This is a genomic window from Pseudomonas sp. BS3782 TE3695 (assembly GCF_050435305.1).
Classification (GTDB): Bacteria; Pseudomonadota; Gammaproteobacteria; order Pseudomonadales; family Pseudomonadaceae; genus Aquipseudomonas.
This window is the reverse complement of record NZ_JBNDKB010000001.1, coordinates 5,447,448-5,470,934: the sequence shown is the minus strand read 5'-3', so window position 1 is coordinate 5,470,934 and position 23,487 is coordinate 5,447,448. Positions and strand designations below refer to the sequence as shown.

Annotated in this window: 23 protein-coding genes and 2 pseudogenes; 13 read left to right on the top strand and 12 right to left on the bottom strand. The window is 60.0% G+C overall.

Going from position 1 to position 23,487, the window contains the following annotated elements:
* The first annotated feature begins 10 nt into the window (after positions 1 to 10).
* Positions 11 to 733, top strand: coding sequence for a response regulator (locus tag ABH909_RS24695; RefSeq protein ID WP_427625958.1), 723 nt, complete (start codon positions 11 to 13; stop codon positions 731 to 733).
* Positions 730 to 2,340, top strand: a complete 1,611-nt coding sequence (locus ABH909_RS24690; RefSeq protein WP_429438105.1) for an ATP-binding protein — start codon at positions 730 to 732, stop codon at positions 2,338 to 2,340. The genes ABH909_RS24695 and ABH909_RS24690 overlap by 4 nt, the downstream gene beginning before the upstream one ends.
* Positions 2,341 to 2,472: 132 nt before the next feature.
* Here the strand turns inward: ABH909_RS24690 and ABH909_RS24685 are convergent, their stop codons facing one another.
* Positions 2,473 to 3,198 carry a 4'-phosphopantetheinyl transferase family protein gene (locus ABH909_RS24685; RefSeq protein ID WP_429438102.1) on the bottom strand — a complete coding sequence of 242 codons (726 nt, stop codon included), beginning with the start codon at positions 3,196 to 3,198 and terminating at the stop codon, positions 2,473 to 2,475.
* Positions 3,199 to 3,414: 216 nt separating this feature from the next.
* Positions 3,415 to 4,206, bottom strand: coding sequence for a dienelactone hydrolase family protein (locus ABH909_RS24680; RefSeq protein WP_429438100.1), 792 nt, complete (start codon positions 4,204 to 4,206; stop codon positions 3,415 to 3,417).
* Positions 4,207 to 4,353: 147 nt separating this feature from the next.
* On the opposite strand from ABH909_RS24680, the gene ABH909_RS24675 reads away from it, so the two are divergent.
* From ABH909_RS24675 to ABH909_RS24660, 4 genes are all read left to right on the top strand, one after another.
* Positions 4,354 to 4,956: a hypothetical protein gene (locus ABH909_RS24675; protein WP_429438097.1), complete on the top strand. Its 603-nt coding sequence runs from the start codon at positions 4,354 to 4,356 to the stop codon at positions 4,954 to 4,956.
* A gap of 191 nt (positions 4,957 to 5,147) precedes the next feature.
* Entirely contained in the window at positions 5,148 to 5,825 is a 678-nt protein-coding gene (locus ABH909_RS24670) for a response regulator (protein WP_429438094.1), read from the top strand.
* The gene (locus tag ABH909_RS24665) at positions 5,822 to 7,168 is read left to right on the top strand and encodes an ATP-binding protein (RefSeq protein WP_429438091.1); all 1,347 of its coding nucleotides are present in this window, start codon (positions 5,822 to 5,824) and stop codon (positions 7,166 to 7,168) included. Before ABH909_RS24670 ends, ABH909_RS24665 begins: the two co-directional genes overlap by 4 nt.
* Before the next feature lie 514 nt (positions 7,169 to 7,682).
* Complete coding sequence (locus tag ABH909_RS24660; protein ID WP_429438088.1) at positions 7,683 to 8,042, top strand: DUF6124 family protein; 360 nt, start codon at positions 7,683 to 7,685, stop codon at positions 8,040 to 8,042.
* Between the two features lie 333 nt (positions 8,043 to 8,375).
* Here ABH909_RS24660 and ABH909_RS24655 read toward each other — a convergent pair whose 3' ends face one another.
* Positions 8,376 to 9,389: an AraC family transcriptional regulator gene (locus ABH909_RS24655; RefSeq protein ID WP_429438085.1), complete on the bottom strand. Its 1,014-nt coding sequence runs from the start codon at positions 9,387 to 9,389 to the stop codon at positions 8,376 to 8,378.
* 339 nt (positions 9,390 to 9,728) lie between these two features.
* Between ABH909_RS24655 and ABH909_RS24650 the strand changes: the two genes are divergently transcribed.
* Entirely contained in the window at positions 9,729 to 11,063 is a 1,335-nt protein-coding gene (locus ABH909_RS24650) for a dicarboxylate/amino acid:cation symporter (protein WP_429438083.1), read from the top strand.
* Positions 11,064 to 11,219: 156 nt separating this feature from the next.
* Entirely contained in the window at positions 11,220 to 12,401 is a 1,182-nt protein-coding gene (locus ABH909_RS24645) for a CaiB/BaiF CoA transferase family protein (RefSeq protein WP_429438080.1), read from the top strand.
* A 120-nt stretch (positions 12,402 to 12,521) separates the two neighbouring features.
* On the opposite strand, the gene ABH909_RS24640 is transcribed toward ABH909_RS24645, so the two are convergent.
* Positions 12,522 to 13,016 (bottom strand): SprT family zinc-dependent metalloprotease, encoded by a 495-nt coding sequence (locus ABH909_RS24640; protein ID WP_429438077.1) that lies wholly within the window; start codon positions 13,014 to 13,016, stop codon positions 12,522 to 12,524.
* 158 nt (positions 13,017 to 13,174) lie between these two features.
* The gene (locus ABH909_RS24635) at positions 13,175 to 13,777 is read right to left on the bottom strand and encodes a Yip1 family protein (RefSeq protein ID WP_095634373.1); all 603 of its coding nucleotides are present in this window, start codon (positions 13,775 to 13,777) and stop codon (positions 13,175 to 13,177) included.
* Between the two features lie 425 nt (positions 13,778 to 14,202).
* Here ABH909_RS24635 and ttcA point away from each other — a divergent pair, with 425 nt between their 5' ends.
* Positions 14,203 to 15,027: a tRNA 2-thiocytidine(32) synthetase TtcA gene (gene ttcA / locus ABH909_RS24630; protein WP_429438075.1), complete on the top strand. Its 825-nt coding sequence runs from the start codon at positions 14,203 to 14,205 to the stop codon at positions 15,025 to 15,027.
* A 130-nt stretch (positions 15,028 to 15,157) separates the two neighbouring features.
* Positions 15,158 to 15,832, top strand: coding sequence for a DNA-3-methyladenine glycosylase I (locus ABH909_RS24625; RefSeq protein ID WP_429438073.1), 675 nt, complete (start codon positions 15,158 to 15,160; stop codon positions 15,830 to 15,832).
* A 117-nt stretch (positions 15,833 to 15,949) separates the two neighbouring features.
* On the opposite strand, the gene ABH909_RS24620 is transcribed toward ABH909_RS24625, so the two are convergent.
* Genes ABH909_RS24620 through arsC form a run of 3 tightly spaced genes read right to left on the bottom strand, consistent with a single transcriptional unit; the run spans position 15,950 to position 17,323 of the window.
* Positions 15,950 to 16,375, bottom strand: a complete 426-nt coding sequence (locus ABH909_RS24620) for a DUF2069 domain-containing protein (RefSeq protein ID WP_429438070.1) — start codon at positions 16,373 to 16,375, stop codon at positions 15,950 to 15,952.
* 1 nt (position 16,376) lies between these two features.
* The gene (gene wrbA, locus ABH909_RS24615) at positions 16,377 to 16,973 is read right to left on the bottom strand and encodes an NAD(P)H:quinone oxidoreductase (protein ID WP_095634377.1); all 597 of its coding nucleotides are present in this window, start codon (positions 16,971 to 16,973) and stop codon (positions 16,377 to 16,379) included.
* Complete coding sequence (gene arsC / locus ABH909_RS24610; protein WP_123495884.1) at positions 16,970 to 17,323, bottom strand: arsenate reductase (glutaredoxin); 354 nt, start codon at positions 17,321 to 17,323, stop codon at positions 16,970 to 16,972. The genes wrbA and arsC overlap by 4 nt, the downstream gene beginning before the upstream one ends.
* 114 nt (positions 17,324 to 17,437) lie before the next feature.
* Here arsC and ABH909_RS24605 point away from each other — a divergent pair, with 114 nt between their 5' ends.
* The gene (locus tag ABH909_RS24605) at positions 17,438 to 17,905 is read left to right on the top strand and encodes a TlpA family protein disulfide reductase (RefSeq protein WP_429438067.1); all 468 of its coding nucleotides are present in this window, start codon (positions 17,438 to 17,440) and stop codon (positions 17,903 to 17,905) included.
* Between the two features lie 111 nt (positions 17,906 to 18,016).
* Here ABH909_RS24605 and ABH909_RS24600 read toward each other — a convergent pair whose 3' ends face one another.
* The 4 genes from ABH909_RS24600 to ABH909_RS24585 form a co-directional block, all read right to left on the bottom strand.
* Positions 18,017 to 18,421, bottom strand: coding sequence for an META domain-containing protein (locus tag ABH909_RS24600; RefSeq protein WP_429438064.1), 405 nt, complete (start codon positions 18,419 to 18,421; stop codon positions 18,017 to 18,019).
* On the bottom strand, positions 18,421 to 18,855 hold the full coding sequence (locus tag ABH909_RS24595; protein ID WP_007899088.1) for a hypothetical protein: 435 nt from the start codon (positions 18,853 to 18,855) through the stop codon (positions 18,421 to 18,423). The genes ABH909_RS24600 and ABH909_RS24595 overlap by 1 nt, the downstream gene beginning before the upstream one ends.
* A gap of 118 nt (positions 18,856 to 18,973) precedes the next feature.
* Positions 18,974 to 19,963 carry a 2-hydroxyacid dehydrogenase gene (locus ABH909_RS24590; protein WP_429438061.1) on the bottom strand — a complete coding sequence of 330 codons (990 nt, stop codon included), beginning with the start codon at positions 19,961 to 19,963 and terminating at the stop codon, positions 18,974 to 18,976.
* A 103-nt stretch (positions 19,964 to 20,066) separates the two neighbouring features.
* Complete coding sequence (locus ABH909_RS24585; RefSeq protein WP_429438058.1) at positions 20,067 to 22,817, bottom strand: response regulator; 2,751 nt, start codon at positions 22,815 to 22,817, stop codon at positions 20,067 to 20,069.
* A 215-nt stretch (positions 22,818 to 23,032) separates the two neighbouring features.
* Between ABH909_RS24585 and ABH909_RS24580 the strand changes: the two are divergent.
* Positions 23,033 to 23,197 (top strand): annotated as a pseudogene (locus tag ABH909_RS24580) (DNA-binding response regulator); the annotation flags it as partial.
* Between the two features lies 1 nt (position 23,198).
* Positions 23,199 to 23,356, top strand: a pseudogene (locus ABH909_RS24575) (two-component sensor histidine kinase); the annotation flags it as partial.
* Between the last annotated feature and the right edge of the window lie 131 nt (positions 23,357 to 23,487).

Genomic DNA, 23,487 nt, shown 5'->3' with positions numbered 1-23,487 from the left:
AGAGGTCACCGTGGAGCAAGAAGTCTGGCAGGTATTGATTGTCGAGGACGACCAGCGTCTGGCCGAACTGACCCGCGATTACCTGGAAGCCAATGGCCTGCGCGTGTCGATTGAGGGCAACGGCGCCCTTGCCGCGGCACGCATCATCAAGGAGAAACCGGACCTGGTAATCCTCGACCTGATGCTCCCTGGCGAAGACGGCCTGAGCATTTGCCGCAAGGTTCGCGACAAGTATGACGGCCCGATCCTGATGCTCACCGCGCGTACCGATGACACCGATCAAATCCTCGGTCTCGACCTCGGCGCGGATGACTACGTGTGCAAACCGGTTCGCCCACGCCTGCTGCTGGCGCGCATCCAGGCCTTGTTGCGGCGTAGCGAAGCGCCTGAAGCAGCCCCGGAAAAACAACGGCGTCTGCAGTTCGGCCCATTGGTGGTGGACAACGCGCTGCGCGAGGCCTGGCTGCATGACAAAGGCATCGAGTTGACCAGCGCCGAGTTCGATTTACTCTGGCTGCTGGTGGCTAACGCCGGACGTATTCTGTCTCGCGAGGAAATTTTCACGGCGCTGCGCGGGATCGGTTATGACGGCCAGGACCGCTCCATTGACGTGCGCATCTCACGCATCCGCCCGAAGATCGGCGATGACCCGGAGCATCCGCGACTGATCAAGACCATCCGCAGCAAAGGCTATCTGTTCGTTCCTGAAGCCTGCGCAGACCTGTCGCTGTGAACTCGATCTTCCTGCGCATTTATGGCGGCATGTGCGCGGCGCTGATTCTGGTGGCCGTGCTTGGCGTGCTGGCCTTGCACCTGCTTAACCAAGTGCGTAGCGAGCAATACCGCGAGCGTCTGGCCCACGGCACGTTCTCGTTGATGGCCGATAACCTGCAACCAATGAACGAAACCGAACGCCACCGAGCCTTGCTGGTATGGGAGCGCTTGCTCGGGATTCCATTGGCGCTGAAGACATTCCCCCACACCGACCTCGACCTGACCCAGCGCACCCGTGTACTGCGCGGCCAGGTCTTGGTGGAGCAGACCGGGCCGCACGCGGCGAAGGTTTACCGCTTGGTCAGCGACAAGGAACAACTGGTGCTCACCGGGGAAGTCCAGCAGATCAGCGAACAACTGGCGCGGGCGACCATTTACCTGTTGGCTGATGAACTGGTGCGCTATCCGGTGGCCGAGCAGCCCAAACGTCTGGCGCAGTTAAAGGAAGAGAAGGGTTTCGGTTTTGATCTGAAACTGGTCACGATCGATCAGGCCGACATGGACGAAGACCAGAGCCGCCGCATATCCGAAGGCGACACGGTGATGGCGCTGGGCAAGGGCGGCGATTCGATCCGGGTGTTTGCCGGCATGGTCGGTACGCCGTGGGTGCTGGAAATCGGCCCGCTGTATCAGATGAATCCTTACCCGCCCGAGTGGCTGGTGCTGATCGCGGCCCTCGGCCTGAGCCTGATCGGTTTGATTGTCTATCTATTGGTGCGTCAGCTGGAGCGCCGTTTACGCGGACTGGAAGCCGCCGCCACGCGCATCGCCCAAGGCAGCCTGGAAACCCGCGTACCGGCCCGCGGCGCGGACTCGGTGGGGCGCCTGGCCTCGGCGTTCAACGGCATGGCCGAGCACTTGCAACAATTGTTGGCGATTCAGCGGGAACTGGTGCGCGCCGTGTCCCATGAACTGCGCACGCCGGTGGCGCGTTTGCGGTTTGGCCTGGAGATGATCGGCTCGGCCACCACACCTGAGGCGCTGGAAAAATACCGCGAGGGCATGGACCACGACATCGAGGACCTCGATCGGCTCGTCGATGAGATGCTCACCTATGCGCGGCTGGAGCAGGGCTCACCGGCGCTGAATTTTCAGCGGATCGATCTGGATGCGTTGGTCAATCAGGTGATCGAAGAACTGGCGCCACTGCGCGCCGAGATCACGGTGCAGCGCGGCTTGTGCCTGTCGGCCGCCGATTGCGACGACGCCTGGGTCGAGGCCGAGCCACGCTACCTGCACCGGGCGTTGCAGAATCTGGTGAGCAACGCCATGCGCCACGCCCATTCACGGGTGACCGTCAGTTATCAGGTCGGCCAGCAGCGCTGTCGGGTCGATGTCGAGGATGACGGGCCGGGCGTGCCGGAAACGGCCTGGGAGAAAATCTTCACCCCGTTCCTGCGCCTCGATGACAGCCGCACCCGCGCTTCGGGCGGGCATGGGTTGGGGTTGTCGATTGTGCGGCGAATCATCCATTGGCATGACGGGCGAGCATTGATCGGCAAGAGCAAAAGCCTGGGCGGGGCCTGTTTCAGCTTGAGCTGGCCGAGGAATCAGGAGCGGCGGTGAGATCTGCGGTGAATGATCCACCGCTTTCGCGAGCAAGCCCGCTCCCACATTGGACCGTATCTGAAGTGGGAATGCGGTCCAATGTGGGAGCGGGCTTGCTCGCGAAGAGGCCCTGACAGGCGCTACAAAACCTCAGGCCTTGATACTGACCAGACTCAACAACTGCCCATCCATCACCGCAAACTGCGCATCCAGCTCAGTGCCGCTACGCCATTCACCGGACAGGTCAGTCAGCAACCGCAACCGCACTTCACCGCCCGCGCTCCACTCCAGCACTTCGGCATGTTCAAAGTAGAAGCGCTGTTGAACAATCGGGTAGAGCGCCTTGAACAGGCTTTCCTTCACCGAAAACGTCAACGTCACCAGCATTGCCAATTGATCGCGAGCCCCGGCAGCCATGCGCTGCATTTCAGGCCCGGTGAGGATTTCCCCGGCCAGGCGTTCGGCGCGCTCTGCATTGAGCAGGTTTTCCAGGTCCATTCCCAAGCCCCGCCAATGGGCTTTATTCGCGACAATCGCTGCGGCCCGGCCGGTGCTGTGGGTGATTGAACCAGTGATGTGCGCCGGCCATACCGGTGCCCGGTCTTCGCCGATGGCGGGAATGAAACTCAGCCCTTCCAGTTGTTGCAACGCCGCCCGGGCGCAGACTCGCCCGGCGAGAAACTCGGCCTGGCGCTTGGCCACCGAACGCTGGATGCTCGCCGGCGGCTCGATGGCGCTGCGCTGGAAATCATCACTGGCCAGTTGCCTGGTATCGAAGTGGGTGCCCAACAGGACCGTATCGGCCAGCACAAACGGCAGCGGCCAATGGGCGTCGAGTGGGGTGCAGCAGACGGGTAGGGCGGGGACGGGATTCATGACCGGCATTTTGCCGGGTTGCCTTGAGGCTGGGTAGTGGCTGAGCGCTTTTGTGGCGAGGGAGCTTGCTCCCGCTCGGCTGCGAAGCAGTCGTAAACCGGTGAATGCGGTGTGTCTGAAAAAACGTGATTGCCGGATTTGGGGCCGCTTCGCAGCCCAGCGGGAGCAAGCTCCCTCGCCACAGGGAGCAATGCTCGGCTCAGTGCTGTCGGTGTGTCAGCCAAATATCTTCCTGAAAAACGCCTGCATGTCCGCCCAGGACTTCTCATCGGCAGTCTTGCTGTAACCAATGTCCGGCCCGCCGTGGTCGCCATGGCTCAGACGATCCGCCTCGGGATTGCTGAACCCATGCTTGGCGCCTTCGAGGGTGACGAACGTGTAGTCGGCTTTGGCCTTGTCCATTTCCGCTTTGAACGCCGCCACGTTTTCCGCGGTGACCATGCTGTCCAGGGCGCCATGCTCCACCAGGATTTTCGCCTTCACGCTGCCAGGCGTTGCTGGCGTATTGGTCACCAGCGCGCCGTGGAAACTCACCACGCCCGCCAGCGGCACGCCTTGACGCGCCGCATCCAGCACCACCTTGCCGCCGAAGCAATAACCGATGGCCGCCAGTTTGGCCGGATCGGTCTGCGGTTGTTTCTTCAGCAAGTCGAGCCCGGCCTGAAACCGCGCGCTGGCTGCTGCGCTGTCCTTCAATGCCGCTTGCATGAAGGCCATGGCGTCCTTGGCATGTTCGGTGTTCTTGCCGTCGCCAAACATGTCGATCGCCAGTGCGCTGTAGCCCAGACCGGCCAGATCACGAGCGCGGCGCTTGGCGTAATCGTTGAGGCCCCACCACTCATGCACCACCACTACGCCCGGGCGCGGGCCTTTGATGGCGTCGTCGTAGGCGTAATAGCCGATCAGCTTGGTGCCGTCGGCACTCTGGTAGGGAATTTCCTGGGTCTGGATGGCGGCCTGGCTGACCCCGCTCAGAGCCAGTAACACGAGGGCGAGGAACACACGCATGATCAAATCTCCATATTAGTAATCGTGAGAACAGCGTAGTCGATTTGATTCAGCTCAGGTTCAGAGTGCGTTCAGGGGCAGTACAGGGAGGGGGCAGTAACCTTGCCTCGTACCCAAAAAGCACATAGCGCATGAGGAAACTCCCCAATGACTACTTTTAAAAAACTGCTTCTGGCTTTCACCATGATGGGCGCCAGTGTGGCAGCCCACGCCGACACCACCAATTTCGCCGGCCTGACCTTTGGCCAGACCAGCGACAAGGTTAAAAAATCCAGCGCCCTGAACGACAACCTCAACCACCCGAACGCCGATGGTGTGATTGGCAAGGACAACACCTGGGGCGTGCGTCTGGGCCAGCAAGACAGCAAGGGCCGCTACTACGCCACTTACGACAACGTATCGGGCTCGCACAATGGCATTAAACTGCGTCAGGAAAACCTGCTGGGCAGCTACGATCTGTTCTACCCGGTGGGCGGCAGCACCAAACTGTTCGGCGGTGCCACGGCTGGTTTGACCAAACTGACCCAGGATTCGCCAGGCTTCAGCCGCGACAGCGACATCGGTTACGCCATTGGCGGCCAGGTCGGTGTATTGCAGCAAGTTACGCAAAACACCTCGGTCGAGCTGGGTTACCGTTACCTGCGCAGCAACGCCAGCACCGAGATGAGCGAGCGCGACGGCAGCAAACAGGGTTCGCTGGACTTGACCAGCAGCGCCCAGACCTACCTGTCCGCCAACTACGCTTTCTAAAAAGCGTTTTATGAGGGTACGCGCCGAAGCCAGTGGTTAAGCGAAATCCCTGTGGGAGCGGGCTTGCTCGCGAAAGCGGTATGTCAGGTGGCATCAATGTTGACTGTGCCACCGTCTTCGCGAGCAAGCCCGCTCCCACATGTTCCGCGGCGTTATGTCTTTGGAGATGTTGATTTGCCCAGGAGAGCGTTATGAAATTGCTGGTCGTCGAAGATGAAGCGCTGTTGCGCCATCACCTGCAAACCCGCCTGACCGATAGTGGCCACGTGGTCGAATCCGTGGCCAACGCCGAGGAAGCGTTGTACCAGGCCGAGCAGTTCAACCATGATCTGGCGGTGATCGACCTCGGCCTGCCGGGCATGGGCGGGCTCGACCTGATTCGTCAGTTGCGCTCCCGGGGCAAATCCTTTCCGATCCTGATCCTCACCGCGCGCGGCAATTGGCAGGACAAAGTCGAAGGCCTCGCCGCCGGTGCCGACGACTACGTGGTCAAGCCGTTCCAGTTCGAAGAGCTGGACGCTCGCCTCAATGCCTTGCTGCGCCGCTCCAGCGGTTTCATCCAGTCGACCATCGTTGCCGGGCCGCTGTTGCTGGACCTCAACCGCAAGCAGGCATCTCTCGATGAACAACCGCTGGCGCTGACCGCCTACGAGTACCGGATCCTCGAGTACCTGATGCGCCATCACCAGCAAGTGGTGGCCAAGGACCGCTTGATGGAGCAGCTCTATCCGGATGACGGCGAGCGCGATCCGAATGTGATCGAAGTGCTGGTCGGCCGCTTGCGCCGCAAACTTGAAGGCCCGGCCGGCTTCAAACCGATCGATACCGTGCGTGGTCTTGGCTACCTGTTTAACGAGCGCTGCACTTGATTCGTTCCCTTCGCGTCCGGCTGATGCTCGCCGCCACGACCTTGGCGGTGTTGTTCATGCTGGCGTTGCTGCCGGCGATGCAGGGCGCGTTCAGCCTGGCGTTGCAGGACGCTATCGAGCAGCGCCTGGCGTCGGACGTCACCACGCTGATCTCTGCTGCCCGGGTGAATAACAACCGCTTGCAGATGCCAGTGCAACTGCCCGACGAGCGCTTCAACCTCACCGACAGCCGTTTGCTCGGCTACATCTATGACCGCGAAGGTCACCTGGTCTGGCGCTCGAAGGCTACCCAGGAAGAGAAGATCAACTACAAACCGCGTTACGACGGACGCGGTAACGAGTTCGCAAGGATTCGCGAAGCCAACGGGGAAGAGTTCTTCGTCTATGACGTCGAGGTCAAACTGCTCGGTGGCCAAAGCGCGGCGTTCAGCATCGTCGCCCTGCAACCGGTGCGCGAATACGAAATCACCCTTGAAGGCCTGCGGGAAAATCTTTATCTGGGCTTTGGCGCAGCCTTGCTGGTATTGCTCGCTTTGCTGTGGATTGGCCTGACCTGGGGCTTGCAGGCGTTGCGCCGGCTGAGCCAGGAGCTGGACCAGATCGAAAGCGGCACCCGGGAAAGCCTTAGCGAACAACACCCGCGGGAATTGCTGCGCCTGACCGGTTCGCTTAACCGCTTGTTGCACAGCGAGCGTGAGCAGCGCAGCCGTTATCGTGACTCCCTCGACGACCTGGCCCACAGCCTGAAAACCCCGCTGACAGTTTTGCAAGGGGTCAGCGAAGACATGGCGCAAAAGCCGCAAGAGCGCGAACAGGCCTGGGTGCTGCAAACCCAGATCGAACGCATGAGCCAGCAGATCGGCTATCAACTGCAACGCGCCAGCCTGCGCAAAAGCGGGCTGGTGCGTCATCAGGTACGCCTGCGCCCGGTGCTGCGAAGCCTCTGCGATACGCTGGACAAGGTCTACCGCGACAAACAGGTGCGGGTCGCTTTCGATCTGCCCGATCAGTGTTATGTGCCGATCGAACAAGGCGCCTTGCTGGAAATGATGGGCAACCTGCTGGAAAACGCCTATCGCCTGTGCCTCGGCGAAGTGCGCATCAGCGTGCGTGAAACCCTCAGTGGCATTGAGTTGTGCGTTGAAGATGACGGCCCGGGCGTGCCACCGGATCAGCGCGCGCGGATTTTGCAGCGGGGCGAACGGCTGGATCGGCAGCATCCGGGGCAGGGGATCGGGTTGGCGGTGGTCAAGGACATCATCGAAAGCTACAGCGCCAAGCTGACGCTGGGGGATTCGCCAATGGGCGGGGCGGCGTTCCGGGTTCATTTTCCGGTGGTTTGACTGGAAGTTGGAGGGTGTTCTCTCGGGCCCCTTCGCGAGCAAGCCCGCTCCCACAGTTGACCGCGTTCTTAGCAACGATTCGGTTTAATGTGGGAGCGGGCTTGCTCGCGAAGGGGCCCGCCAATCCACCACAAAGCTCAGTGTCAGACCGCTAAACAAGCACTGTTTAAACGACACTTCCAGATACTCTCCCAGGCTACACATCCTTGCGTCGCTGCCTACGACTACGCCAGAATCCGCCGGCTTGTGCGCCTGGGGCGTGGGTTCTATCGTTTGCGGGTCGCTGACGAATCAGCGATCGGGTTTAGCGATCCGATCCCATACACAGACGCAAAAGCGCCCAAGTTTTGATTGCAGTTTTAGTGCCTGCAATTCGCGTAATGGTGGCTGTGCGTGGGAGACCTTCGAGTCTACCCGGGGTTTCTGTGACCCGGATCGCTAACCTGCGTACAGCCGCCACCTTTACTTGTTTAGCGATAGGTCGTGGCGGCTCAATCAACCACGGAGTTTCGCCATGTTCAAACCTACACCCAACCCATCTGAAACCGATCCGACATCCCCCTACGAATCCCTTGATTCGAAAAAACTCAACGAAGCCGCCGACCGCGCCCTCGACCATTACCTCAAGCCCCCCATCCCCAAAGACACCAAGCGCAAACCAAGCACCATTTACCATGTCGGCACCGAAGTCGATAACGAAACCCTGCTAGTCAACGCCTGCGAATCCCTGGCGTCAGCGAGCATGATGCTCAGTGAGTTCGCCGGATTGATGGACACGCCACATCGCAACATGATGTTGGGGATTCAATCGGTGGTCATGCTTGGTGAGTTGGCCGTCAACCGGGTGCTGGATAACCTCGATCCGCGAGGCTAGCGAAGAACCTGTGGCGAGGGGGCTTGCTGTGGCGAGGGGGCTTGCCCCCGTTGGGTTGCGAAGCGACCCCAAAACCTGCAACCGCATGTTTTCAGGTACTCCGCATATACCGGTTTTACGACTGCTTCGCAGCCGAACGGGGGCAAGCCCCCTCGCCACAAAAGCTTGGCTTGTTGCATGGTTTTGCGGTGTTCTTCCGGGCCTCTACCCGAGCAAGCCCGCTCCCACATTGGATTGCTGGCGTTCACAAATGATGTGTTCGCAGCAGATCCCCTGTGGGAGCGGGCTTGCTCGCGAAGGGGCCAGTGAGTACATCAAAAAAAGCGCTAGAACTCAGTTCTCCTGAGCGCGATAGGCCCCCGGCGTCAACCCCGTCCACTTCTTGAACGCCCGGTGAAACGCCGACGGCTCGGAAAACCCCAGCTGCTCGGCAATCTGTTGCAACGACAGATCCGCGCGCCCCAGGTGATAAATCGCGATGTCCCGCCGTAACTGGTCCTTCAACTCCTGAAAACTCGTGCCTTCTTCACGCAAATGCCGGCGCAAGGTTTGCGGGCTGATGTGCAGGTGCGCGGCCACGGCTTCCAGGTCTGGCCAGCGCGCGCTGTCGCGGCTGAGCAAGCGCCGCAACTGGCTGCTCAGGCTGTCGCCTTCGTCGGGGCGCGATAGCAGGTCGGCGGGTGAGCGCTCGAGAAAGTGCTTGAGGGTTCGTTCGTCCTGCAACAGTGGCATGTTCAGGTAGCGACTGTGAAACAGCAGACTGCTTTGCGCCGTCGTGCTCTTTACGGTGGCAAAGCTCAGCGGGCAGGAAAACAGCAAGTCGTATTCGGCCCCGTGTTCGGGCCTCGGGTAGCTGAATGTGGCCTGTTCCAGACGAATGCGCTGGCCGATCAGCCAACTGCCGAACCGATGCCAGATCACCAGCAGGCTTTCGCTGAGGAAGTGGTCCGGATCCCACAGCGGCGAATCGTCCAGGCTCAGGCGAACCATCTCGCCTTCGCGGCTCAGCGTCAGACGCGGCGCGCCGGGGAACAGGCTGTAAAACAATAAGCCGCGATTGAGCGCTTTCTCCAGCGTGCGGCAGTGAATCACCGCATGGCACATCATCGCGAAGCTGCCGGGTTTGCTCGGCGCCTGCCCGAAGCCCAGGTATTCGTCGTCCAGGGCCAGCCACAGCCCCTGGATCAATCGGGCGAACTGCTCGGGCGCGATTCGGGCGCGCGGCTCCTCGAGCAGCTCGGGGCTGATCCCCAGTTGCTGCAACAGACTCCAATAGTCGTAGCCACGCCGACGCGCGCCACCGAGGGCGGCACGGGCGAAATGGCTGGCGATGGTGCGTTCGCGCATAGGGGGCAGGTCCGTCCACTGAGCAATGGATGGTAGCGGTGCCTGTCGAGAATGAACAAGGCGGATATCCGCCAAATTGCAGGACGAGGTTTGGCTGATGGGCGGAAATCCGCCACATCGTTGTGGCGGGTCAGTGACTCCAAAAAACCTGTAACCCTTGATGTCACAAGGCTGGCGGGGTTTTTTTCGAAGGTGGCACGGCGCTTGCGATACAAGCCGCAGAGGTCTGCCGGCGTGCAGCTCGACAAAACAAATCCCTCCAGTGCAGGAGGGTTCGCAATTGAGGTGTCAGGGGCAACAGATGGATGTTGTTACTGAGGCACTCTTGAGGAACTTACAATGACGACTCGTCAGCCACTGTATAAATCCCTGTACTTCCAGGTGATCGTTGCCATCGCTATCGGCATCCTGCTCGGTCACTTCTACCCGCAGACTGGTGTAGCCCTCAAGCCGTTGGGTGACGGGTTCATCAAACTGATCAAAATGGTCATCGCGCCGATCATCTTCTGTACTGTTGTCAGTGGTATCGCCGGCATGCAGAACATGAAATCGGTCGGCAAGACCGGCGGCTATGCGCTGCTGTACTTCGAAATCGTCTCCACCATTGCCTTGCTGATCGGTCTGGTCGTGGTCAACGTCGTGCAACCGGGCGCCGGCATGCACATCGACGTGACGACCCTGGACACCAGCAAAATCGCTGGCTTCATCTCGGCCGGTAAAGACCAGAGCATCATTGCCTTTATCCTCAACGTGATCCCGAACACCATCGTCGGCGCCTTCGCCAACGGTGACATCCTGCAAGTGCTGATGTTTTCGGTGATCTTCGGTTTCGCCCTGCATCGCCTGGGTGCCTACGGCAAACCGGTGCTGGACTTCATCGATCGCTTCGCTCACGTGATGTTCAACATCATCAACATGATCATGAAGCTCGCTCCAGTCGGCGCGTTCGGTGCGATGGCCTTCACCATCGGTGCCTACGGTGTCGGTTCGCTGGTGCAACTCGGTCAGCTGATGATCTGCTTCTACATCACCTGCATCCTGTTCGTGGTTCTGGTTCTGGGCGCCATCTGCCGCGCGCACGGTTTCAGCGTGATCAAACTGATTCGCTACATCCGTGAAGAACTGCTGATCGTGCTGGGCACTTCCTCTTCGGAATCCGCGCTGCCACGCATGCTGATCAAGATGGAACGCCTGGGTGCGCAGAAATCGGTTGTGGGTCTGGTGATCCCGACTGGCTACTCGTTCAACCTCGACGGTACTTCGATCTACCTGACCATGGCGGCTGTGTTCATTGCTCAGGCGACTGATACGCCGATGGACCTCACTGCCCAGATCACCTTGCTGCTGGTGCTGCTGTTGTCCTCCAAAGGTGCTGCGGGCGTGACCGGCAGTGGCTTCATCGTGTTGGCCGCTACCCTGTCTGCCGTCGGCCACTTGCCGGTTGCCGGCCTGGCGCTGATCCTGGGTATCGACCGCTTCATGTCCGAAGCCCGTGCGCTGACCAACCTTGTGGGTAACGCCGTGGCTACCCTCGTGGTCGCCAAGTGGGTCAACGAGCTGGACGAAGACACGCTGCAAGTCGAGCTGGCTTCCGGCGGTCGCGGTATCTCCGACGAGCGTGAAGTAGACGACCTGGGTGTGGCTGAAGGCCCGGCTCCGGCTAGCGTCAAGTAAGCGCTTCAACACCTGTAGACTGCACTGAAAAACCCGCTTCGGCGGGTTTTTTCTTATCTGCGATTTGAGCATAACGGTCACCGCCACTGACACATAAGGTGATTGCTGCAATGTCCGGGTCTGCCTAGGCTTGAGGAATCGCATTGGAGAACGCTTATGCTCGGTCCACTGGCATCACTCAAGGTTCTGGATTTCTCGACATTGCTGCCGGGGCCGTTCGCCTCGTTGCTGCTGGCAGACATGGGCGCCGAGGTGCTGCGCATCGAATCGCCGACCCGCATGGACCTGCTGCGAGTATTGCCGCCGCATGATCAAGGCGTGTCGGCCAGCCACGCCTACCTCAATCGCAATAAGCGCAGCCTGGCGCTGGACCTCAAGCAACCCGAAGCGCTGGAGGTGATCCAGCAATTGCTGCAGGACCACGACATCGTGCTGGAGCAGTTTCGTCCCGGCGTGATGGACCGGTTGGGTTTGGGGTATGAAGCCTTGAAAGCGATCAATCCGAAGCTGATTTATGTGTCGATCACCGGGTATGGCCAGACCGGCCCCTACAAAGATCGTGCGGGGCACGACATTAACTACCTGGCGTTGGCGGGGCTTTCGAGCTACACCGGTCGCGCCGACAGCGGCCCAGTGCCGTTGGGCATGCAGGTGGCGGATGTCGCGGGCGGCTCGCTGCATGGGGTGATCGGCCTGCTGGCGGCGGTGATCGCGCGACAGCAGACCGGGCAGGGGCAGCATCTGGATGTGAGCATGACCGACTGCGCCTTCAGCTTGAATGCCATGGCCGGTGCCGGGTACCTGGCCTGTGGGGTGGAGCCGGGCAGGGAAGAGCAGATGCTCAATGGCGGCAGCTTTTACGACTATTACCGTTCACGCGATGGACGCTGGTTGTCGGTGGGCAGTCTGGAACCGGCGTTCATGCAGCAACTCTGCGCGGCGCTGGGCCGGCCGGAACTGGCGGTCCAGGGGCTGTCACCCGAGCCGGCCCGGCAACAGGCGCTCAAGGAGGCGTTGAAAGTTGAATTCGAAAAATACGCCTTTGCCCAGTTGTGTGAACTGTTCGCCGGGGTCGATGCCTGCGTCGAGCCGGTGTTGAGCCTGAGCGAAGCGGTGCGGCATCCGCAGTTGAAAGCGCGAGAATTGGTGACTGAGGTGCCGAGGGGCGATGGTTCGACTCAAGCGCAGATGGCCTGCCCATTGAAGTTTTCGGATGGGTTGCCTGAGCCTCGGCATATTGGCGCGACGCTGGGAGCGCATACCGATCAGGTGTTGGGGGAGTTGGGGTTCAGTGTTGAGCGGATCGAGGAATTGCGGCGGGCCAGGGTGGTTGTGTAGTGATTGTAAGGACGCCTTCGCGAGCAAGCCCGCTCCCACATTTGATCTTCGGCGCGACGCAGGCCCAGTGTGGGAGCGGGCTTGCTCGCGAAGAGGCCGGCCCAAACACCACAAATCCCGCTACTCGAGCCGCATCTCGCCACTGAACACCAATGTGCTCCTGCACCGCCGACACAAATACCGCCGCCCCTGTCTCACCAGACCATGTCGCTGTGCCGAAAACGGGAAATCGCTGTCGGGGCAGGGGCATTTGTAGATGTAGCGGGTCACGCTGCGGCGTTTGACGTCGTAAGTGTGGCAGCGGTTGGGCGGCAGTTCGTAAACACCGCGCATGATCAGTTGCCACTCTTCGCCGTGAGGCTGGATGCGGTCGCCGAACAACTGATGGGCGATCAGGTGCGCGACTTCGTGCGCCACGGTCTGCTTGAGGAAGTCTTCGGTATTTTCCCGGTACAGCTGCGGATTGAAACGCAGCAGGTTCTCGTGCAAATGCGCGACACCGGCTTTTTGCCCGCGCAGCTTGAGGCTCACCACGGGGCGTTTGAAAGGTCGTTTGAAAAAGGATTCGGCTTGTTGAAAACAGTCTTCGACGCGGGTATTGAGTTGCTCGGGCATGCTTGATGGATCTCCAGAGACGTCGAGTATGCCGCAACCCTCGGGACTTGCGAATCGCCGAGGCGCCGAATGGTCGTACCTCCTGCTCTTTCCTGGAGAATAGAAGGCCGCCTTGCGGCGGCCTGTGTTGGCAGATCTTGTTTTTGGTGGGGGTGTTGCTAATTCGTATAGACCGGCCCCACGCCGAGTCCCCAGACAATCACCGTGAACGCCATGATCGCCACCAGCACCACCAGTCCTACGGCGAGCACCGAGCTTGAAAATAGAAATCCCTCGTCCGACGGAATGTTCATGAACGTTGGCAAGCCCACATACAGCAAGTACACCGTGTAGCAAACGGCCGCGGTGCCGACGATCATCCCCAGCCACAAGTGCGGGTACAGCGCCGCCAGGCCGCCGATGAACAGTGGCGTCGCGGTGTAGGTGGCGAACGCGACACAACGTGCCAGGCTCGGATTGGCGTCATAGGTGCGAGCCATCCAGTGGATAAACGCGCCCATCACCGCGACACCGCCGAGCATCGCCAGGTACGACATGATGGTCATCCACAGCGCGCTTTCCATGGTCAGCATCACCGGCGCCCGGTTACCAATGACCCAGCCCACCTGCGTGGTGCCGATAAACGCCGACACGGCAGGGATCGCCGCCAGAATCAGGGTGTGCGTGAGGTACATGTGGCTGATGCTTTCCTCCTGGTCGCCACGGATTTCTTTCCATTCCTGGTCAGGGTGGGTGAAGAGCCCCACTACGTGATGGATCATGCCAGTCACTCCTCTTGTTGTTGCCATCGCCCCCCAGCGGAGCGCTTACGGGCCAAAGTGGCCAGGTAAGTACAGGTCTGAATATGTGTGCGACCTTATGCCGCAGTATAGAAAGGAGTTACCCGTAATAGTGCGAGGGCCTTAGAGCAAATCGCGCTGTAAACACTATTGTTAATCGCGCTAATGCATTGGGAAGTTGATCTTCGCAGTGCTGAATTGGCTGAAAGTCCTGGATATGTCCCGGGATCTTGTAGGAGCTGCCGAAGGCTGCGATCTTTTGATCTTGATCTTGCTGAAATAGCCAAAATCAAAAGATCGCAGCCTTCGGCAGCTCCTACGGGGATTGCTATACGCCGGGCTCTTCGCCCTTGAAGGGTTTTTGCGTAAAATGCCGGCCTTTCGTCACACCTCACGGATTTCGCGTCATGGGCACTCTTACGGTCAACCAGAACAAACTGCAAAAGCGCCTTCGCCGCCAGGCGGGTGAGGCTGTCGCCGATTTCAACATGATTGAAGATGGCGACAAGGTCATGGTCTGCCTGTCCGGTGGCAAGGACAGCTACACCATGCTCGATGTGCTGTTGCATTTGCAGAAGGTCGCCCCGATCAAGTTCGACATCGTGGCCGTGAACATGGACCAGAAGCAGCCAGGCTTTCCCGAGCACGTGCTGCCGGCTTACCTCAAAGAACTGGGCATCGAGTACCACATCGTCGAAAAAGACACTTACTCGGTGGTCAAGGAGCTGATTCCGGAAGGCAAGACCACCTGCTCGCTATGCTCGCGCCTGCGACGCGGCACGCTCTACACCTTTGCCGATGAAATCGGTGCGACCAAAATGGCCCTCGGTCACCACCGCGACGACATCGTCGAGACGTTCTTTCTCAACATGTTCTTCAACGGCTCGCTCAAGGCCATGCCGCCGAAGCTGCGCGCCGATGACGGGCGCAACGTGGTGATCCGCCCGCTGGCCTACTGCAACGAAAAAGACATTCAGGCTTACTCGGACTTCAAGCAATTCCCGATCATCCCGTGCAACCTCTGCGGCTCCCAGGAAAACCTGCAACGCCAGGTGGTTAAAGAAATGCTGCAGGAGTGGGAACGCAAGACCCCGGGCCGTACCGAAAGCATTTTCCGCAGCTTGCAGAACGTGATCCCGTCGCAACTGGCGGACCGCAACCTGTTCGATTTCACCAACCTGCGCATCGATGAAACCGCCGCATCGCGGTTCGTCAACGTAGTAAATCTCTGAACAAAATTGTGTGGGAGCGGGCTTGCTCGCGAATGCGTAGTGTCAGCCGACATTATCGTTGACTGACACTACGCATTCGCGAGCAAGCCCGCTCCCACAGGTTTTCTGTTTCAATCCTCAGGAGAGGGGCATGCGCGATTACAAGTGGCTGCACGAATACTGTCTGAACCGCTTCGGTTCGGCGGCTGAACTGGAAGCCCATCTGCCCGTTCCCAAGACCCCGGCGCAATTGCGCAAGATCAGTGACGACCGCTACCTCTCGACCATGGCGTTGCGGGTATTTCGCGCCGGGCTCAAGCACAGCCTGGTGGATGCCAAGTGGCCGGCGTTCGAAGAAGTGTTCTTCAAGTTCGACCCGGAAAAAGTCGTGCTGATGAGCGCCGAACACCTGGAACGACTGATGCAGAACGCGCGAATCATCCGCCACCTGGGCAAATTAAAGAGCGTGCCGCGCAATGCGCAGTTCATTCTGGACGTGGCCCATGAAAAGGGCAGTTTTGGCGCATTGATCGCCGAATGGTCAGTGACCGATATTGTCGGCTTGTGGACCTACCTGAAAAAACATGGGCATCAGTTGGGCGGGTTATCGGCGCCGCGATTCTTGCGCATGGTCGGCAAGGACACGTTCGTGCCGAGCTACGACGTGGTAGCAGCGCTGAGTGCGCAGAAGATCGTCGACAAGGTCCCGACTAGTCTGAGGGACATGGCCACGGTGCAGAATGCGTTCAACCAGTGGCACGAAGAGAGCGGTGGGCGGCCGATGAGCCAGATTTCGATGATGCTGGCATATACCGTTAATCATTGAGACCGAGTCGATCCCTTCGCGAGCAAGCCCGCTCCCACAGGGATTTTTGAGTGTTCACAAATTATGTGACCACTGAAGATCCAATGTGGGAGCGGGCTTGCTCGCGAAGGCGTCCTGTCAGGCGACGCTGCTCTCGCCTTCCCCCGCCAACTTGCGGTTCAATTGATACCGCCACCGCACATACAACATTGCCGAGCAGAACACCGCCAGGCTCGCGCCCATCTCCAGTAAACCGAACAGCTGCCGGTTCGGGTCATATGCGGCCAATGCGCCTTTCATGAAATACAGGTTCACCACAAAACACATCCACGAATGCCCGCGGGCGCTGCCAACGATCATCCCCGGCGCCAGCAACAAGAGTGGCACCAGTTCGATCAGCAGAATCACCCACGGCCGCGCGCCATGCAGGTCGGCGAATATCAGGTAGTAGGCGCAGAGCAGCCCCACCAGGCCGAAAAAGCACAGCAGGCTGATGACGCGCATCGCCCGTACTCGTGGTTCGAGCCATTCGATGGAAGGCAGAATCTTCGGCTTTTTGGCCATTTCAGCTCACCAACTTTTGCGCAGTCTTCGCCAACCGCAGGCCCAAGGCGCGGCACAGCGCAACTTCGTGTTCATTCAAACCGCTTTTTCCATCGGCCCCGGCGTGATGGCTGGCGCCGTAAGGCGTGCCGCCACCACGGGTTTCCAGCAACGCCGACTCGCTGTAAGGCAGGCCGGTGATCAGCATGCCGTGGTGTAGCAACGGCAACATCATCGACAGCAGCGTGGTTTCCTGGCCGCCGTGCAGGCTCGCGGTGGAGGTGAAGACCCCGGCCGGTTTGCCTACCAGGGCGCCGGTCAGCCACAGATTGCTGGTGCCATCGAGAAAGTACTTCAACGGTGCGGCCATGTTGCCGAACCGGGTCGGGCTGCCAAGGGCCAGACCGGCGCAGTTTTTCAAGTCGTCGAGGCTGGCGTACAGCGCGCCTTCATCGGGAATGTCCGGCGACACGGCTTCGCACTCGGTGGAAATCGCCGGCACGGTGCGCAATCGGGCTTCAAGGCCGGCTTGCTCGACACCCCGGGCAATCTGCCGGGCCATTTCATTGGTCGAGCCGCTGCGGCTGTAATACAGCACCAGAATGTATGGGGCACTCACGGCAGCAACTCCAGCACATTCTCCGGCGGACGGCCGATGATGGCTTTGTCGCCGACTTCGAGAATCGGCCGCTCCATGAGTTTCGGGTGCGTGGCGATAGCAGCGATCAATTGCGCCTCGCCGAGGGTGCTGTCGGCCAGGTTGAGGGTTTTGTACTCGTCCTCGCCGGTGCGCAGCAATTGCCGGGCGCTGATACCAAGCTTGCTCAGCAGGCTCTGGATTTGCGCGGCGTCCAGCGGGGTTTCCAGGTAGCGGACGACCGTTGGCGTCAGGCCACGGGCTTCGATGAGTTCGAGCGCACCGCGGGATTTCGAGCAGCGCGGGTTGTGATAAAGCGTCAGATCGGTCATGTGCGGGTCGCATCTTGCGTGAGGTGGCGGCTATTCTAACTGGGCGGCGCGTAATCCAGAACCTTGGGAGGCGATGGGTCGCAGGTGCATTCTATTTTTGACAAGGATCGAGACATGACAAGGCGACTGGCAGCGGCATTGGCGATCATGGGGGCGTTATTGTTGGGGGGCTGCGGCAACGACTATGGCACCGACCAAAATGGCCATAAAGTTGCCGCCGAACGTCTGGACAAACAATGGCTGGTGCTCAATTACTGGGCCGAATGGTGTGGCCCGTGTCGTACCGAGATTCCCGAGTTGAACGCGCTGGCCGAGCAGCTCAAGGGCAAGAAGATCGGGGTGTTCGGGGTCAACTTCGACAATGTGCAGGGTGAAGAGCTGAAAAGCGCCAGCGAGAAACTGGGGATCGCCTTCACCGTGCTGGCCCAGGACCCGGCCGATCTTTTTGAGTTGCCGCGCAGTGAAGCGTTGCCGGTGACTTACATCATTGATGACAAGGGCAAGGTGCGGGAGCAGTTGATGGGCGAGCAGACGGCGGCGGGGGTGATGGCGAGGCTTGAGGCGTTGCAGACCAAGAACTAAAAGCAAAAGATCGCAGCCTCGCCAGGGCTCGACAGCTCCTACAAGATGTTCGGCAATCCATGTAGGAGCTGTCGAGCCCTGGCGAGGCTGCGATCTTTTCGGGGCTGATGATCAACCCTCTTCAAGCCACCAACGCAACGGTTTGCCTTGCGCCGGCCAGAAGCGCATCTGGTCGATGGGTGAAACGTCCCAGCGCTGGACGTTTTCCAGCGCCTGCAGGAAGCGTTTTTCCTGTTCCATCAACGCTGGCGCACACATTTTGCGGGTGCTGCCGATCTTGCCGAAGCTCAGCTTGTCGCCTTGCAGGGTATACGACGCGAACCAGTGATTGCAGCCGCCATTGCCGTAGGCCCGACCGTCCTCATCAAGGGTGATGGTCAGATGGCTGTAGTCCATCAGCGGACGCTCACCGATCCATTCCAGAATGTAGCTGCGGTTGTGTTGCAATTGCACAGGTTCGGCGGCGCAGCCCAACAGGCTGGCGCCGGCCAGGGCGCTCAGAGCAAGGCGTTTCATCACGCAGGCTCCTGGCACTTCTTGCACAGGTGCTTGTCGGCAACAGTGGCCCAGCCCAGCTCGGCAATCCGTGCAGTGGCCGCCGGTTTTTCGGCCTTGTTGCCCAGCTTGGCGTCGACCGCGAACTCAAAGCTCAGCTCTTTGGCGCAGCTGTCGCAGTTGACTTTCCAGGTGTGAATCGCCAGTTCGCCGAACACCGGACCACTGGCCACCGCGACCCATTGGCCCGGCGGGTTGATCAAGTGGCGAACCGTTTCGACCGTCAGGCGCATGGACAAGTCCTTGCTGCCTTTAAGGGTCACTACCAGCACGTCGTTATTACGAATCGAGCCGCCGTTGCCGGTGACTTGATAACGCCCCGGCACAAGGGCACGGCATTCGGTGAGGGTGTGTTGCGGGTTCATCAGGCTATAGCGGAAATCGTGTTCGACCATGGGTCCTCCAAATATGCGCGATATGCTAGCACGGGCATGAACGCAGCATGGCGCGGGCATGTGACCTTCGATCTGGTTCAAATGACCCTGATGATCCTTTTGTCCAAGTCCTGAGCGATCAGCTCTCGACCTGATTCTGTGGCGAACCGGCCGCCCAGGCTGCGATGTTCTGCAGGGTGGTCGCGGCAATTGCTCCCAGGGCCTCGCGCGTAAGGAAGGCTTGGTGCGCGGTGATGATGACATTCGGAAAGGTCAGCAGGCGCGCCAGTACATCGTCCTGCAGCGGCAAATCGGAGCGATCCTCGAAGAACAGCTGCGCCTCCTCTTCATACACATCCAGCCCCAGATAGCCCAATTGGCCGTCCTTCAACGCGTCGATCAGCGCCGGCGTGTCCACCAGACCGCCACGCCCGGTATTGATCAGCATCGTGCCGGGCTGCATGTGCGCCAGTGATTCGCGGTTGATCAAGTGTTTGCTCTGTTCGTTGAGCGGGCAATGCAAGCTGATGATCTGCGACTCGGCCAGCAATTGCGGCAAGCTGAGGTAGCGCGCGCCGAGCGCTTCGACTTGCGGGTTCGGGTAGGGATCATAGGCCAGCAACCGGCAGCCGAAGCCGTTCATGATTTTCGCGAAGGTCGCGCCGATCTGCCCGGTGCCGACCACGCCGACGGTTTTGCCCACAAGGTCGAAACCAGTCAGCCCGTGCAAGCTGAAGTCGCCCTCGCGGGTACGGTTGTAGGCACGGTGCAGGCGTCGGTTGAGCGCCAGAATTAGCGCCACCGCGTGTTCGGCCACCGCGTGAGGCGAGTAGGACGGAACCCGCACGATCGCCAGCCCCAGACGCTTGGCTACCGCCAGATCGACATGGTTGTAACCGGCCGAGCGCAGGGCGATCATGCGTGTGCCGCCCGCGGCCAGGCGTTCGAGTACCGGAGCACTGAGGTCATCATTGATGAAGGCGCAGACCACGTCGTAATGTTCCGCCAGCGCCGCCGTGTCGAGGCTCAGTCGCGCTGGCTGAAAAAATAGCTCGATGCCGGCGGGCAGGTCTGCGCCCAGAAAACTGTCGCGGTCGTAGGTCTGGCTGCTGAAAAGAATCGTGCGCATGCTGTCCTCCTGGAAGTCTCAAATCCTGTAGCAGCCTTCGGCAGCTGCTACACAGAATGTATTTGAGCTTAGCCTTCCAGGCACTCCATGTTATTGCGCTGCATCAGGCATTGATGCGCGCATGGGCTGCCAGGCGATTGATGGCTCGTTCGAGATCTTCCAGCGCGCCGGGGGCTTTCGGGTCCTGTTGCTTGAGCAGGGTTTCGCTGCGCTGACAGGCAGCGCGCAGTTGCGGGACGCCGCAATAACGGGTCGCCCCATGCAGGCGATGGACTCGCTCGATCAGCGCATTCTGGTCATTGGCTTCTCGGGCGACGCGGATGGCCTCGCGATCGGCTTCCAGGGAAGCCAGCAGCATTGCCAGCATATCTGCCGCCAGATCGGCCTTGCCCGCCGCCAGGCGCAGGCCTTCGTCGTGATCAAGTACCTGCAAGTCATTATCGTTGCTGCTTTCGCTGGAGCGCTCCGGCCCCAGATTGCGCAACGCCAGACCGGTCCATTTCAACACCACCTGTGCCAGTTGCCGTTCACTGATGGGTTTGGTCAGGTAATCATCCATGCCGCTTTGCAGCAAGGCGCGTTTTTCGTTGGCCATCGCGTGGGCAGTGAGGGCGACGATCGGCAGTGGTGTGCAATGCCGTTCGCTTTCCCATTGACGAATGGCTTCGGTGCTTTGGCGACCATCCATGCCGGGCATCTGGACATCCATCAGCACCAGGTCAAAGGTTTCGTTCTGTACGGCCTTGACTGCGGCGTAACCGCTTTCCACCGCGAGCACCTTGGCGCCCATGTCTTCGAGCAGGGTTTGCACCAGCAGCAGGTTGGCCGGGTTGTCATCGACGCAAAGGACCTTCGGTGCGCGACTCGAAAGCGGCTCGCCGGGGTCGCTGCGCTGCTGGCGCGGGTTGACCATGTCGGACAGGGCTCGACGCAGTTTGCGCGTGCAGGCCGGTTTGGACTGCAGCTGGCTATGGGGGTTGGGCACCGAGAGGTGGAACAGCGTCAGTTCGGTGGTCGGGCACAGCACCAACACTCTGCAGCCCAGGTGTTCGAGATCCCAGATATGCTGGTTGAGGCGCTCCGGCGGCATGTCGTTGCTGGTGATGCCGAGCACTGCCAGACCGATGGCCTGATCGGTCTGATGGGCACCGGTCACGCCATTGGCCAGGCTTTCGAGGGTGTTGAACGGCGTGACTGCCAGGCCGCAGTCTTCCAGTTGATGCTGCAAGGCCTGACGGGCCAGCTCATGGTTTTCCAGAACCGCCACCCGCTGTCCGAGCAAGGGCGGGCCGGGCAGGTCTTCGGCGTCGTCGCGGGTTTTGGGCAGGTTCAGGCTGATCCAGAATTCCGAGCCTTCGCCCGGTGTGCTGTCGACGCCGATCTCGCCACCCATCTGTTCGATCAGTCGTTTGGAAATCACCAGCCCCAGGCCCGTGCCGCCAGGTTGCCGGGACAGCGAGTTATCGGCCTGGCTGAAGGCCTGGAACAAGGCGCGCACGTCCTGATTCGACAGACCGATGCCGGTGTCCTGAATGCTGATGCGCAATTGCACGCTGTCTTCATACTCTTCTTCGAGCATGGCGCGGGCGACGATGGTGCCTTCGCGGGTGAACTTGATCGCGTTGCTCACAAGGTTAGTGAGGATCTGCTTGAGTCGCAGCGGATCGCCCACCAGCGACAGTGGCGTATCGCGATAAACCAGGCTCACAAGCTCAAGCTCTTTGGCATGGGCGGCCGGGGCGAGGATGTTCAAGGTGTCTTGCAGCAGATCGCGCAGGTTGAACGGAATATGGTCGAGTACCAGTTTGCCGGCCTCGATTTTCGAGAAGTCGAGAATCTCGTTGATGATCCCCAGCAGGCTGTCCGCGGATTTTTCGATGGTGCCCAGATAGTCGAGCTGGCGCGGGGTCAATTCACTTTTTTGCAGCAAATGGGTAAAGCCGAGAATGCCGTTGAGCGGTGTGCGGATTTCATGGCTCATGTTGGCCAGGAACTCGGACTTGATCCGGCTCGCCTCCAGGGCTTCCTTGCGCGCAAGGTCCAGCTCGATGTTCTGGATCTCGATGGTTTCCAGGTTCTGACGCACGTCTTCGGTGGCTTGGTCGACGCTGTTTTGCAATTCTTCCTGAGCGTTCTGCAGGGTTCCGGCCATTCGGTTGATGCCGGACGCCAGTTCATCCAGCTCCTGGCTGCCGAGGGGCGGCAGGCGGGTTTCCAGATGGCCGTCCTTGAGCTGTGCCACGGCTTGTTTGATCTGGCTCAATGGCCGGTTGATGGTCCGGCCCATGCGCAACGCCAGCAGCGCCGCACCGACCAGGCCACCGCCGATCAGCAGCAGGCTGGCGAACAGACTGCGGTAACCGCGCAGCAACATGCCACTGTGTGACAGTTCGAGTTCGACCCAACCCAGCAGGCGGTCGGCTTCATCGGGGATCAGGTCGCCCGCCAGATTGCGGTGCTTGCCGAACACGGGCAGCAGATAGCGCGTGGCGTCATTGCCACTGCGGCGCAGCAGCTGTGAACCGCTGCCCAGAGGCGCCGAATTGAGCATGGTCGGGCCGGCATGGGCCAGTTGAGTGCGGTCGGGAGCGAGGAAAGTCACCGCGCGTACATCGGTCTGTTCCAGGAACTGAGTGGCGATGCGTTCCAGCAGGTCATTGTCTTTGCGACCCATGGCCGGGGCCACCAGCGGTGCCAGCTGTTCGGCAATCATTTCGCCGCGCTGCATGAGTTGCGATTGCAGGTCCGATTGCTGCATCCAGGTGAAATAGCCGCCCAGGACCAGTGCCATCAGGGTGGTCGGTAACAGGGTCAGCAACAGCACGCGGCCTTTAATTCCCAGTTTCTTGAGCACGCATCTCTCCCGCATCCAGCTGTTTATTGACCTGCACATGCGTCCGGCACGCGCCACCTGCGCAGTGTAGCGATTTGCATGCGGGCAATCTTCGTAAAATTGATGTCGTTATTCGTCGGTAAGTTCAGTGCTTTGGGCTCGGGGAACCAACCTTGGGTTGCCCCTGGCGAGGCAATCTTGAACAGTCGGCAACTGAGAATTATTTGCAGATACTCATGACTCCCATCTCTGTTGGTCATCCCCGCATCCTCTCCATCGAAGACGATCCGGTGCTCGGTGCTTATGTCCATGAGCATCTGGGGCGCTGCGGTTTTCAGGTGACCTGGTGCCAGAACGGCCAGGAAGGGTTGGCCATTGCGCGCCAGCAAGTCTTCGATGTGCATCCGGCTCGATGGTTCGCGGCCGGTGGGTTTGGATAGGGGTTGAGCATCGCGAGGAATGCGGTGCAGCGCCAGGGTGGGCGGCTTTGGGCGGGGAATACTGGAAAGGGGTTGCGGCTGAATATGCGGTTATTGGTTCATGCAGGCAATCGTGCGTAGTGCCTCTCTGATATAACTTGCAACATCTTTGCAAGCAGCTACATAGGCGTAATTCTCAAGAATGAAAGTTTAGGGTCGATATCTAGCTTGCGAATAAAATCCAAGGGAGGTCGGTAAGAGAAAGCAGCTGC